Source organism: Shewanella sp. GutCb (assembly GCF_002836135.1).
In the GTDB taxonomy this organism is placed as follows: domain Bacteria; phylum Pseudomonadota; class Gammaproteobacteria; order Enterobacterales; family Shewanellaceae; genus Shewanella.
In genome coordinates this window covers 16,713-29,332 of sequence record NZ_PJBL01000019.1, presented here as the reverse complement: position 1 = coordinate 29,332, position 12,620 = coordinate 16,713, and the positions used below count along the sequence as shown (strand labels likewise).

Here is a 12,620-nt window from a genome sequence, read left to right as displayed (position 1 = left end):
ATGTAAAGCTATGCTTATCTAGGTTTAATCTGACAAGCTAGTTACTGCGCAGTACTGGGTACTTTTGGTATTCGTTATCATAGTAAGGGCTACGCTCATAGAACCAACGCAGTCTTGCCTTAGGGTCGGCAGCAAATTCACTGTCTTTTAATGCTTCATTAAACTCAGCTTGCAATGCTGGGTCTTGTTTAAGCATTTTGGCCGCCAGTGGTTCAACCGCGTAGTTTTCAATATATTCGGTGCGAGTGAAAATAGGGTTAAAGAAACCCCACTGAAACAGTGAATCAGGCGATTGTGGTTCAAGCAGCAGTATGGCTAAGTCACCCAAAGGTTGCTCGGTATCGATACGGACTGTACCGACGGGTAACGTTGTGGTGATGTTGTTGCTACTGACCTTGGCTTCGACGCGCTGGTGGCCTTCGTAATCAGCAGTGCCAAACTTAGCGCCTGCAAATTGATATTGCTGCAACTTTTGTTTGCTTGGTTTGGTGAGGGTGGTCATGCGGATACCGTGAATACTCAATCGCTCAATTACGTCTGTCCATTGAGGCGGCACAAAATACGCCGTTGGACGATTAACTTTAATATCTGCTTTAGTCCCCCCAATCACTGGTAAGTTCTCGTATAGCTTGGGCTCACCATTCCAACGCACAATCTCGCTACCACTAATGGCACTTTGCTCCATTGAGTAGCCGATGCCTTTGAAGTCCCAACCCTGTTTCTGCTGTTCTTGTTTCCAAGTTAATGTGAGTCGTGGCGAGTAGCGATACTTATCTTGCTGAATAGCAGTCTTTAGCTTGGTTGATTCTTTGCCAATGGTTTTCAACGTGGCTTCGAGCATGACATAAGTGCCAAGTACTCGCTGCTTAAACGGTTTTAAGCTGTGGTTCTCTATCAAGATGGTCGGCAGATGGCGTGCGTCGCCGTAGCCATTAGAAAAACGCGGACTGGCGTTCCACAAAGACATTCCTTTAGTGATGTCTGTATTGTCTAGCGCGAACACTAGTGGCCCGGGGGTATGACCTTCATTAACAAGCGCTGCTTCAATTGCTGGGCGATAACTGTGCTCTAACCACTTATAGCTTGCAGGGCTCTGACCTTGAGCTAAGTTATAGCCAAAGGTAACATCGTACTGATAGTCGATGCCATCGGTAACGTGTATGTCAATATACAGTTCAGGTTGCCAGATATTGATAGCCCGCAGCATATGCTGCATTTCGAGTGTATCAGCTTTAGCGTAGTCACGATTAAGGTTGAGATTATTGGCGGTAGTACGCCAACCCATGTTTAACGGGCCTCTCTGATTGACGCGATTATATTCTGTTGAGCGCTCGTGGGCGTCGACGCTGAAAATAGGCACAAACAGCAAGTTAGCATGGTCGAGCAGCGATGCTTTACCGCCGAAGATGATATCTCGTAGTAACATCATGCCAGCGTCTTTACCGTCGATTTCGCCTGAGTGGATCCCCGCTTGTACTAACACACTTGGTTTACTGTTCTTCAGTAACGTGACGGCATCTTCGGCACCCTCTTTGGACGCGACAATCATCCAAATATCACGCCCTTGTGGGCTTTTACCTATGCTGACTTTTTTAAGCATATCGCTTTGGGCAATGAGCTTATCTAACCAGGCAAATGTTTCGTCGTAACTTGGGCTGGTTTTAAGGCCATTCTTTTCAAAAGGGGTCGCCCACTCACTGTCAGGAGCCGCTAACAGCGATTCGCTTTTTCCATGCCATTCAATATTAGGCGGTAAAATGGCGTCATTAACGTAAGTTGTTGCCAGTTGAGGCGTGGTGTCGTGTTCAGCTGCAACAGTGCATAAGCTGGTGGCACTTGTCGCAAGCGCAATAAGGCCAGTAAGGGCGACGTTCCTCGTCTGGATGGGTGTTAGGCGCATGATAGGATATCCATCTATTAGATCAATTTAGAATTATTATAAGTCCTTTATATTTCATCAAAATGCCAATGAGTGCAATAGGATAACTGTGTCTAATTATGCTGATTGGTCGAGTTACGGTATGGCATTAAGGACTTTGGTTTATAAGAAGTCTTCAACGTACTCCGGCAACTTTGATGGGGAATGGTTGTTAACCGTTAGTTTGAAGGGAATAATGAGTTTTATCGTTTTCTGTTGTGAACTCAATGGCCGAATGCTTGTACTTTTCTAACCCAGTGAAGATGTGGTCGAGGCCGTCGAAAACAGGGGCAATTTTATTCCCGGCATCATCCATCTTTGGAAGCCAGATGTTTTCGTTGAGCTTACAGTGACCCATTCTTTCATAAAGCATGACAGCGAGCTTCAGTCGCGTCTGCACATACGGTCGCTCATTCACATCTGACCCATAGGGATATGGGAAATGTGAGGTATTTGCAGCTATAGAATGAGACATCCATTGCGCCAATGAATAAGTCCTCCCGTAAGGAGGACCTATTTACCTAACCCACTTCTACTTCTGTTTCATCTTCGAAGATAGCTTCAATTGGCATCTCGAATAAACGGGCAACTTTGAAGGCCAGCGGTAAACTGGGATCGTACTTGCCTTTTTCAATCGCATTGATGGTTTGCCGTGAAACTTCGAGTTTGTCAGCCAGATCAGCTTGGGTCCAATCTCGTTCAGCTCTAAGTACTTTGAGACGATTTTTCATCGGTAGGCTAACCTTCCTTTAATAATGCCAACCATATAGGTCAAGGCGATGAGTGCAATGAGATAAGAGCTGTTTAAAGGCGGTAAGGTACCTGCTTTAGCTAAGATTGAATAGCTAGAAAAGCTAATAATGGCGACACCGACAGCTAGCGCTAATGCATCAAGCTGTACTTTACGTTCCAATTCATCGAGTTGGGTGAGAAAGTGTTTGTAAGACAGCAGCATAGCGATACCTATAACGGTATGTATCCCAAAGGCGATAGTAAGAGTGAGTACGCTATCAAGCATATCCGTTTTGGCTAAATAGGTGCTAATCATAAGGGTCAGCGCCCAAAGCAGTGCCAGTAGGTTAACCCGATTGGCATTTTTCAGATCGCGCTTAGGCAGCCCTTTGGCACAGATTGCACTTAGTATGTTCTTCATCGATACAGTTCCTTTTGTTTTGCTGCAATGTAAAGTAAGCTTGACTTAAAGTTAGGCTTGTTTGATATGTAAGTCAAGTAGGCTTTACTTTAAGTTTGATTCACTTTACTTATTAAGGGCTGAATCTAATCGTTAAACTAACGATTTTAAGTCAAAAAAAATCCCCGTTTAGCTGAGCTAAACGGGGATTTTTAAGCACTTACGCTAATGATTGGCGTTAAGCGTTTGGTCCTGCATTCTTGATTGCATCAGGCACTTGGTATTTTTCAAAGTTAGCTTTAAAGCTGTCAGCTAAGTGCTGTGCAAACTCTGCGTATTGTTGCTTATCTTCCCAAGTGTTGATTGGGTTTAACAAATTACTGTCTACACCTGTGACCGACACTGGTACATGTAGGTTTAGCTTTTCAAGGTGCTCAGTTTCAACATCTTTTAGCTCACCGCTGACTATCGCATCGACAATGGCGCGAGTCGTTGGGATATCAAAACGCTTACCAATCCCGTGTGGACCACCAGTCCAACCTGTATTGACCAAGTACACTTGGCTACCAAATGATTCGATACGCTTCATTAATAGCTCAGCATATACGCCTGCTGGGCGTGGGAAGAAAGGTGCGCCGAAGCAAGTTGAGAACGTTGACTGAATGGCGGCTGTTGAACCCATCTCAGTAGAACCCACTTTAGCGGTATAACCCGACAAGAAGTGATACGCAGCTTGCTCTTTGGTTAGCTTAGAAACCGGTGGTAATACACCCGAAACGTCGCATGTTAGAAATACAACTGCATGAGGCTCTGCACCGCAGTTTTCCTCTTTACGTTGAGCGATGTGCTCAAGTGGATAGGCTGCACGGGTATTTTCTGTCAGTGAAGAGTTTGTGTAATCAGGTACACGGTTCTCATCGGTGACGACGTTTTCAAGTACAGTGCCGAAACGTATAGCATCCCAGATCACAGGCTCGTTCTTCTCACTAAGATCGATACACTTTGCGTAACAACCGCCTTCGATGTTAAATACGCCACCAGGTGCCCAGCCATGTTCATCATCACCGATAAGGAAACGTTTAGGATCAGCTGAAAGGGTTGTTTTTCCCGTTCCTGATAGACCGAAGAACAGTGTGGTGTCGCCGTCAGTACCCACGTTAGCTGAGCAGTGCATTGGTAATACACCTTTCGCTGGAAGTAGGAAATTTTGTACCGAGAACATCGACTTTTTCATCTCGCCAGCATATTTAAGGCCAGCAAGTAGCACTTTGCGTTCTGCGAAATTTAAGATGACAGTCGCATCTGAATGAGTACCGTCACGCTCTGGCACACATTCAAAACCGGGTGCATTGATGATCTGCCAAGTCGGCTTATCAGCCGCATTAAACTCTTCTGGAATGATGAAAAGATTACGGGCGAATAGTTGGTGCCATGCATATTCAGTTGTTACAGTAACAGGCTGGTAATGCTCTTTACTTGCACCGACTTCTAGATTCGATACGAAAGTGTCTTTATCCGCTAAGTATGCTTCAACACGATCCCAAAGGGCGGTAAAAGCGTCAGCTTCAAATGGCTTGTTGACGGGGCCCCATTCAATATCAGCTTCTGAGCTAGACTCTTTCACGATAAAGCGGTCATTGGGTGAACGACCAGAACGTTCGCCGGTTTTTGCAACTAAAGCACCGTTTGCAGTCAATTCACCTTCGCCGCGTGCTAACGCAAGCTCGACTAATTGGCCTGTAGAGAGGTTAAGGTACTCGCGGTTAGATCCATCCGCCATGTGTAAGGTCTCCATCTGTAGGGTCGTTTAAGTTTGCCGGTCTATGGCGCCAGCTATTTTGTCTGAGGCGATTGTAACGTATGCGCAATTGAATATGTGCACTAGTTCAAAAAAAAGCTTAAAAAGTGACTACTGCTACATCATGGTGCCCGATATTCATGTTAGGAGGGCAGATTTTAATCATAAAAAAGGCGCTCAATGAGCGCCTTTAATCGATTTAATTAATTTAATGACTACTGAGTGACATCACTGCTTGGGGCAATAGCATAAATCGCTTCGACATCAATGCTGTCAAATACATACTTACTATTGCAGTACTCACAACCCATCTCGATTTTACCTTCCTCTGCAATAATAGAATCAATCTCTTCTTTAGCGACGGTGCGAATCGCTTGAGCACTACGCTCTTTTGAACATGTACAGCTAAACGTAACCGCAACAGGGTCGAATAAAAGGACCTCTTCTTCATGGTACAAGCGATGCAGTACATCCTCGGCTTCAAGCTCAAATAGCTCTTCTTGCTTAACGGTTTCAGTCAACACTGATAAGTGTTCGAAATCGTCATTATGCTCGCCGTCAGTAGGCAAAACTTGCAGGAATATACCGGCCGCTTGCTTAGTGTTTGCAAACAGCTTTATTTTAGTCGGTAGCTGCTCTGACTGTTCAAAATAAGCCTCTAAACATTCGCCCAATGTTTCCTTGTCGAGTGCGACCACACCTTGGTAACGCTCGCCATCATTAGGCGTTAAGGTGATAACCATGTGTCCTTTGCCAAACAGAGCTTGTAGTGGAGCATCATTGGCAATGTCTCCAGTCCAGCGAGAAACGCCGCGCAGCTGCTGTAGGTTATTACCATTTATGACGGCTAATGATACCGGGCCATCACCTTGCAATTGAATGCTAATATCGCCGCTGAATTTTAATGTGGCTGTTACCAGTGATGTCGCAGCCATCAATTCACCCAATAGATGTTGAATGGCCAGTGGGTAGTCATGCGCTGCAATGACTTCTTGGTAGCTCTTTTCTAGTTGTACCAATTCACCACGCACGCTAGCGTTCTCAAACAGGTAACGATATAAATTGTCTTTAGTCATTTCGGTATTCCAATTTTAGCTTTCTTTAAAGCGCATTATTTGACGACGCTGCTTCTTATCCGGCTTCTGCTCAGGAGCGGGATTATGAAGTATATTTAAACGTCTTTGCTCAGCATATGTCTCACGTTTAGCTATGCTTTGCGGTGTTTCTTCATAAAGGGTTTGCGCGATTAACCCTTTTTGGCGATGTTCGGACATTTTTATGATGACGATCTCTTTTTCGTCATACCCTTGCCTTAATCTAATGGTGGCCCCTACCTCGGCATATTTACTCGATTTGGTACGTTGGCCGTTGTAGTGTACTTTACCACCATTAATCATCTCTTTTGCGATGGCGCGAGTCTTATAGAAGCGTGCGGCCCAGAGCCATTTATCTAGCCTGACTTTTTCTGCTTGTTGCTCGTTGTCGTTCATGAGCGACTCCAGTGGTAGATTAACCTTTGTTAAAGTAGGGGTAAGTTCACAAGCTGAGTATTAAGATACAAATGAGTGTGTCCCTACTCGTATAATAGTGGCGTGCTTCACACCCTTTTAAGGCGCGTAAAGTTAGCATGTTTGGCCTATTATCGCCAACATTGCTGCTGTTATGGGCTTGTTGCGGGGTGCAGTGTAGGTTAGCATGAGTCAGGATTGGCTAAATTATCATAATCAGAACAGAGACCTGTGCAGAGGGTCCACATAAATATGGATTTATTAGATAAGTTTTTAACTAAAGCGGCTACAGTGCCTCAAAAACCTGTTAGCTCCGCGATATTTAGTATCGGTGTTGTGCTAATGCTGTTTCTATTAGCGCAGATCACATGGAAGTTAGTTCCTGAAAATTCAGCTGTTTCTCGCTGGACGCCGACACCTGCCTCTTCGACAGTTTCAGGGGCAGTTAACATCTCAGGCTTGCACGATTTAGGGTTATTTGGGCGTACTGACGGTACTTCTACCAAACCTAAAGTTGCTCCAACAGAAGAGGTTATTACCGACGCACCCAAAACATCGCTGTCAATTCAATTGACTGGCGTGGTTGCATCAACAACTGAGCAAAAAGGTTTAGCGGTGATTGCGTCAAGCGGTAGCCAAGATACCTATGGCTTGGGCGACAAAATTAAAGGCACATCAGCGTCGTTAAAAGAGGTCTATGCCGATCGTATTATTATCACTAACAGTGGCAGATACGAAACCTTGATGTTGGATGGACTTGAATACAACACCAACAGCAATGCTAATCAGCAACTGCAACAAGCCAAGAGCTTACCTAAAAGCAGAAAAATAGATCAACGTAAAAACCGTGAAGTGGCCCGTGAGTTAAGTCAGTCACGTGAACAAATCTTGGCTGATCCCAGTAAAATCACCGATTACTTAGCAATCTCACCCGTTAAAAGTGGTGGAGAGCTCGCGGGCTACCGACTCAATCCCGGTAAAGACAGAAAGCTATTTATTGAGGCGGGTTTTAAGCCCAATGATTTGGCAAAATCGATTAATGGTTATGACTTGACCAATATGGGTCAAGCATTGGAAGTAATGGGGCAATTACCAGAAATGACTGAAATTGCCTTAATGGTTGAGCGTGAAGGTCAACTGATCGAAATTATGTTTAGCTTGCCGCAATAAAAGAGCAGCAACCAATAAAAATAAAGGCTGCTGCAATAAATAATTGAGCTTGCCGCAATTAAAGGTTTTAGGGGACGTATTACAATGAATAATAAAAGGATTAGACGCAGACTAATCGCTGGCATCGTCATGGGGGCATCATTACTCGCACCACAACTTGCTTGGTCTGAACAATATGCGGCTAACTTTAAGGGCACTGATATTCAAGAGTTCATCAACATTGTTGGTAAGAACTTGAATCGCACTATTATTGTCGATCCTACCGTACGCGGCAAAATTAATGTTCGAAGTTATGACCTTTTAGATGACGACCAATACTATCAATTTTTTCTCAATGTACTTCAAGTCTACGGTTACGCTGTTGTCGAAATGGATAACAACATCATTAAGGTCATCAAGGATAAAGATGCTAAAACAGCGTCAATTCGAGTTGCTGATGATAATGCGCCTGGAATGGGTGACGAGATGGTCACTCGTATCGTTGCGCTTTATAACACCGAAGCTAAGCAGTTAGCGCCATTGCTACGTCAGTTAAATGATAATGCCGGTGGCGGTAACGTAGTGAACTACGACCCATCAAACGTATTGATGATCTCGGGCCGTGCTGCCGTGGTCAATAAGTTAGTTGAAATTGTGCGCCGCGTTGATAAACAGGGCGACACCGCAGTTGAAGTAGTCAAACTTGAATTTGCCTCAGCGGGTGAAATTGTCCGTATCGTCGATACTCTTTATCGTTCAACGGCTAATCAAGCCAAAATGCCAGGCCAAGCGCCTAAAGTTGTGGCTGATGAACGTACTAACGGCGTTCTGGTCAGTGGTGACGAAAAGAGCCGTCAGCGTGTTGTTAAGTTAATTAGACAATTAGATGCTGAGCAAGCGAGCACGGGCAATACCAAGGTACGTTATCTACATTACGCTAAAGCTGAGGATTTAGTTGAAGTGTTAACTGGTTTCGCTGAACAACTGGTGGACGACAAAGGTGGCGCAGCTCAAGGTACTAAGAAGCGCCGTAACGAAATCAATATTATGGCGCATAACGATACCAATGCGTTGGTTATTAGTGCTGAACCTGACCAAATGCGCACGATTGAAAGCGTAATAAATCAGTTAGATATTCGCCGTGCTCAAGTACTGGTTGAAGCCATTATTGTTGAAGTCGGCGAAGGCGACGATGTTGGTTTTGGTGTGCAGTGGGCAACAAAAGCAGGTGGTGGAACACAGTTTAACAACTTAGGCCCGACTATTGGTGAAGTTGGTGCGGGTGTGTGGCAAGCACAGGGTGAGGAAGGTACCAAGGTATGTGACGCACAAGGTGTTTGTACTACTAACCCTGACTCTCGTGGTGATATCACCTTACTAGCGCAAGCACTAGGCAAAGTGAATGGTATGGCTTGGGGCGTGGCAATGGGCGACTTTGGCGCGCTAATCCAAGCTGTTTCAAGCGATACTAAATCAAACGTACTCGCAACACCTTCTATTACTACTCTTGATAACCAAGAAGCCTCATTCATTGTGGGCGATGAAGTACCGATCCTTACCGGTAGCCAGAATTCAAGTAATGGTAACAGTAACCCATTTCAAACCGTTGAACGTAAAGAGGTCGGTGTTAAGCTAAAAGTGCTTCCTCAGGTCAACGAGGGTAATGCGGTCAAGCTAACCATTGAGCAAGAAGTCTCAGGTATTAATGGTAAAACCGGTGTCGATATTACTTTTGCCACTCGCCGTTTAACCACGACTGTCATGGCAGATTCAGGTCAGATAGTGGTGCTGGGTGGTTTAATTAAAGAAGAAGTGCAAGAGTCCGTACAAAAAGTACCATTTTTGGGCGACCTCCCGATTATTGGTTATCTGTTTAAGTCATCTTCTAGCGGTAAGAAAAAGACCAACTTAATGGTGTTTATTAAGCCGACGATTATTCGAGATGGTATTACCATGCAAGGTATCGCAGGTCGCAAGTACAACTATTTCCGTGCGCTGCAACTTGAGCAACAAGAGCGTGGTGTTAACTTGATGCCAGATTCTAATGTGCCAGTTCTGGAAGAATGGGATCAAGAGGCATATCTGCCCGATGAAGTGAACGAAGTGCTGAATCGTTATAAAGACGGTAAAGGGCTAGATACTAAGATGCGCCAAACAGATGCTGCTTTAAAGAGTATTTCTGAGAATAAAAATACTGACGCAGAAAAAGCACAAGCGGCTGAAGATGCTGCTGAGGCCGCAAAGGCAGAAACCGCAACTGATATTGATAAAGATTCAGCTGATGAGTGATAATAAGATCCAAGCAGATGATGAACTAGCACAAGTATCGAATGAGCTTGGGCTAGTGTCTGAAGCAGAAGCTGACGAAGTCTTTCACTCGACGAGCAAAGAGCGGTTGCCCTTTGCATTTGCGCATCGATTCAACGCTGCATTAGATAAAGATGAACATGGCGTTTTATCGCTTTACCATACCAACGGCACCCCGTTATCGGCGCTGCTGGAGGCTCGTCGTTATAGTGGCAAGTCGTTACCACTGGTCAAGCTAGAGGATATTGCGTTTGAAACACGCTTAACCCAAGCGTATCAAGCCAATTCATCAGAAGCGCAGCAAATGATGGAAGATATTGGTAACGAGATGGACTTGTTTACCATCGCAGAAGAGCTACCTCAAACAGAGGATCTGCTTGAGGGTGACGATGATGCGCCGATCATTAAATTGATCAACGCGCTCTTGTCTGAAGCGATTAAAGAAGAAGCTTCCGATATCCATATCGAAACCTATGAAAAGCAACTTGTTGTGCGTTTCCGCGTTGACGGTATCTTAAAAGAAGTCCTAAAGCCTAACCGCAAACTATCGTCACTATTAGTGTCGCGTATTAAGGTAATGGCGCGATTAGATATTGCAGAAAAACGCGTCCCGCAAGATGGTCGTATTTCATTGCGTATTGCTGGTCGAGCCGTTGATGTACGTGTATCGACTATGCCATCAAGCCATGGCGAACGTGTGGTACTGCGTTTACTCGATAAAAATGCTGGCAATTTAGATCTGGTTCAGCTGGGAATGACAGAAGCTGTCCGTGTCAAATTCGATGAGTTAATCCGCAGGCCCCACGGTATTATCTTGGTCACCGGGCCCACTGGTTCTGGTAAAAGTACCACCTTGTATGCAGGCTTAACCGAACTCAATTCAGTTGATACCAATATTCTAACCGTCGAAGATCCTATCGAATATGAGTTAGAGGGTATTGGTCAAACGCAAGTAAACACCAAGGTTGATATGACTTTTGCTCGTGGTCTGCGCGCTATTTTGCGTCAAGATCCTGATGTAGTCATGATTGGTGAAATTCGAGATCTTGAAACGGCGCAAATTGCCGTACAAGCTTCATTAACCGGTCACATGGTGCTATCAACACTGCACACGAATACTGCATCTGGTTCTATTACGCGGTTACAAGATATGGGTGTTGAACCTTTCCTTGTTTCGTCGAGTTTGTTGGGCGTGCTCGCACAGCGATTGATCAGAACCTTATGTAAGCACTGTAAAGAAGAGCATGTACCCGACGAGCGTGAAAGAGAGCTACTGGGTATTGCATTTGATGACCCACGTACAATCTACCGTGCTAAAGGCTGTCAGATCTGTGGCCATAATGGCTACCGTGGCCGTACCGGTATCCATGAGCTGCTCATTGTCGATGATCATGTCCGTGAATTAATCCATACCGGTCGCGGAGAGCTAGCGATAGAGAAACATATTCGCAAAACCGTGCCGAGTATTCGTCATGACGGTATGAGTAAAGTGCTTGCAGGGAAAACCACCCTTGAAGAAGTGCTGCGTGTCACTCGCGAGGAATAATCAGTGCCAGCATTTGAATACAAAGCATTAGATAAAGCCGGCAAGCAACAAAAAGGCGTTGTTGAAGCAGACACTGCAAGGCATGCCCGAGGCCAGCTCAGAGAGCTACGTTTAATGCCACTGGAAATAACCCCAGTGGTCGAAAAAGAGAGTAAAACAAAATCGGCAGGGGTGAGCTTTTTTAAGCGCGGAATATCAGTGTCTGAACTGGCATTGATCACTCGCCAAATTGCAACGTTAGTGGCGGCGGGCTTACCGATTGAAGAGGCCCTTAAAGCCGTCGGTCAACAATGCGAAAAAGATCGCCTCGCCAGTATGATTATGGCGGTTCGTTCACGTGTTGTTGAAGGTTATAGCTTAGCTGACTCGATGGCTGAGTTTCCCCACATTTTTGACGAGCTCTATCGCGCTATGGTGGCATCAGGTGAAAAGTCTGGTCACTTAGAAGTGGTATTGAATCGTCTTGCAGACTATACCGAGCGTCGCCAGCAACTCAAAAGTAAAATGACTCAAGCGATGATCTATCCTGTTGTCCTAACGTGTGTTGCAGTGGGTGTGATTGCTATTTTGCTTGCAGCCGTAGTGCCTGAGGTGGTTGGTCAGTTTGAGCACATGGGCCAAGCATTACCTTGGACTACCGAGTTACTCATCAGCTCTTCTGATTTTATTCGAGACTATGGACTGGTTGTTCTTGGGCTGCTTATCGGACTGTTTGTGTTATTGAAGCGCTTACTCGTGGTGCCAGCCAATAGAATGAAATACGATACGCTGTTATTGCGTGTTCCCGTGGTCAGTAAGGTCAGTAAAAGTTTAAATACCGCTCGTTTTGCTCGTACTTTGAGTATCCTCGCAGCGAGTTCGGTGCCATTGCTTGATGCTATGCGTATTGCTAGCGATGTATTGATTAATGTAAGAGTTAAAGCGGCCGTTGAAGAGGCCACATCGCGTGTGCGTGAGGGCACAAGTTTGGGTGCTGCTTTAGCAAATACTAAACTTTTTCCGCCAATGATGCTCTATATGATTAGCTCTGGTGAAAAAAGTGGTCAACTCGAGCAGATGTTGGAGCGGGCTGCAGATAACCAAGATCGGGAGTTTGAGTCAAATGTCACGATTGCACTTGGTGTATTTGAACCTATGTTGGTTGTGAGTATGGCCGCAGTGGTGTTATTTATTGTGTTAGCGATTCTTCAGCCAATTTTAGCGCTGAATAATCTGATCAGTGGTTAACGAATAGTTTCGATGTTGGCATTGCCATATAGCGA

11 protein-coding genes are annotated in these 12,620 nt (G+C 45.1%); 4 read left to right on the top strand and 7 right to left on the bottom strand.

Annotation, left to right across the window (positions count from 1 at the left end; all coding sequences use genetic code 11):
• Positions 1-37 precede the first annotated feature (37 nt).
• From CXF86_RS11320 to hslR, 7 genes are all read right to left on the bottom strand, one after another.
• The gene (locus CXF86_RS11320; protein WP_102039022.1) at positions 38-1,900 is read right to left on the bottom strand and encodes a M14 family metallopeptidase; all 1,863 of its coding nucleotides are present in this window, start codon (positions 1,898-1,900) and stop codon (positions 38-40) included.
• A 190-nt stretch (positions 1,901-2,090) separates the two neighbouring features.
• Entirely contained in the window at positions 2,091-2,393 is a 303-nt protein-coding gene (locus CXF86_RS11315) for a hypothetical protein (RefSeq protein WP_102039021.1), read from the bottom strand.
• 46 nt (positions 2,394-2,439) lie between these two features.
• A complete protein-coding gene (locus CXF86_RS11310; protein WP_101091937.1) occupies positions 2,440-2,649 on the bottom strand; it encodes a helix-turn-helix transcriptional regulator in 210 nt (69 codons plus the stop codon).
• Positions 2,646-3,071: a hypothetical protein gene (locus CXF86_RS11305; RefSeq protein WP_101091936.1), complete on the bottom strand. Its 426-nt coding sequence runs from the start codon at positions 3,069-3,071 to the stop codon at positions 2,646-2,648. The genes CXF86_RS11310 and CXF86_RS11305 overlap by 4 nt, the downstream gene beginning before the upstream one ends.
• 217 nt (positions 3,072-3,288) lie before the next feature.
• Entirely contained in the window at positions 3,289-4,830 is a 1,542-nt protein-coding gene (locus CXF86_RS11300) for a phosphoenolpyruvate carboxykinase (protein WP_101091935.1), read from the bottom strand.
• A 233-nt stretch (positions 4,831-5,063) separates the two neighbouring features.
• The gene (gene hslO / locus CXF86_RS11295) at positions 5,064-5,924 is read right to left on the bottom strand and encodes an Hsp33 family molecular chaperone HslO (RefSeq protein ID WP_101091934.1); all 861 of its coding nucleotides are present in this window, start codon (positions 5,922-5,924) and stop codon (positions 5,064-5,066) included.
• A gap of 15 nt (positions 5,925-5,939) precedes the next feature.
• Positions 5,940-6,338: a ribosome-associated heat shock protein Hsp15 gene (gene hslR / locus CXF86_RS11290; protein WP_101091933.1), complete on the bottom strand. Its 399-nt coding sequence runs from the start codon at positions 6,336-6,338 to the stop codon at positions 5,940-5,942.
• A 270-nt stretch (positions 6,339-6,608) separates the two neighbouring features.
• Here hslR and gspC point away from each other — a divergent pair, with 270 nt between their 5' ends.
• The 4 genes from gspC to gspF all read left to right on the top strand — a co-directional run bounded on the left by gspC (position 6,609) and on the right by gspF (position 12,585).
• Positions 6,609-7,526: a type II secretion system protein GspC gene (gene gspC / locus CXF86_RS11285; protein ID WP_102039020.1), complete on the top strand. Its 918-nt coding sequence runs from the start codon at positions 6,609-6,611 to the stop codon at positions 7,524-7,526.
• An 84-nt stretch (positions 7,527-7,610) separates the two neighbouring features.
• The gene (gspD, locus tag CXF86_RS11280; RefSeq protein WP_102039019.1) at positions 7,611-9,794 is read left to right on the top strand and encodes a type II secretion system secretin GspD; all 2,184 of its coding nucleotides are present in this window, start codon (positions 7,611-7,613) and stop codon (positions 9,792-9,794) included.
• The gene (gene gspE, locus CXF86_RS11275) at positions 9,787-11,358 is read left to right on the top strand and encodes a type II secretion system ATPase GspE (protein ID WP_101091930.1); all 1,572 of its coding nucleotides are present in this window, start codon (positions 9,787-9,789) and stop codon (positions 11,356-11,358) included. The genes gspD and gspE overlap by 8 nt, the downstream gene beginning before the upstream one ends.
• A 3-nt stretch (positions 11,359-11,361) precedes the next feature.
• Positions 11,362-12,585 carry a type II secretion system inner membrane protein GspF gene (gspF, locus tag CXF86_RS11270; RefSeq protein WP_101091929.1) on the top strand — a complete coding sequence of 408 codons (1,224 nt, stop codon included), beginning with the start codon at positions 11,362-11,364 and terminating at the stop codon, positions 12,583-12,585.
• Positions 12,586-12,620: the final 35 nt, after the last annotated feature.

Bases quoted from the DNA above. Each gene is read 5' to 3' on its own strand.
- CXF86_RS11320 (WP_102039022.1), bottom strand. From the start codon at position 1,900: ATGCGCCTAACACCCATCCAGACGAGGAACGTCGCCCTTACTGGCCTT.
- CXF86_RS11315 (WP_102039021.1), bottom strand. From the start codon at position 2,393: ATGTCTCATTCTATAGCTGCAAATACCTCACATTTCCCATATCCCTAT.
- CXF86_RS11310 (WP_101091937.1), bottom strand. From the start codon at position 2,649: ATGAAAAATCGTCTCAAAGTACTTAGAGCTGAACGAGATTGGACCCAA.
- CXF86_RS11305 (WP_101091936.1), bottom strand. From the start codon at position 3,071: ATGAAGAACATACTAAGTGCAATCTGTGCCAAAGGGCTGCCTAAGCGC.
- CXF86_RS11300 (WP_101091935.1), bottom strand. From the start codon at position 4,830: ATGGCGGATGGATCTAACCGCGAGTACCTTAACCTCTCTACAGGCCAA.
- hslO (WP_101091934.1), bottom strand. From the start codon at position 5,924: ATGACTAAAGACAATTTATATCGTTACCTGTTTGAGAACGCTAGCGTG.
- hslR (WP_101091933.1), bottom strand. From the start codon at position 6,338: ATGAACGACAACGAGCAACAAGCAGAAAAAGTCAGGCTAGATAAATGG.
- gspC (WP_102039020.1), top strand. From the start codon at position 6,609: ATGGATTTATTAGATAAGTTTTTAACTAAAGCGGCTACAGTGCCTCAA.
- gspD (WP_102039019.1), top strand. From the start codon at position 7,611: ATGAATAATAAAAGGATTAGACGCAGACTAATCGCTGGCATCGTCATG.
- gspE (WP_101091930.1), top strand. From the start codon at position 9,787: ATGAGTGATAATAAGATCCAAGCAGATGATGAACTAGCACAAGTATCG.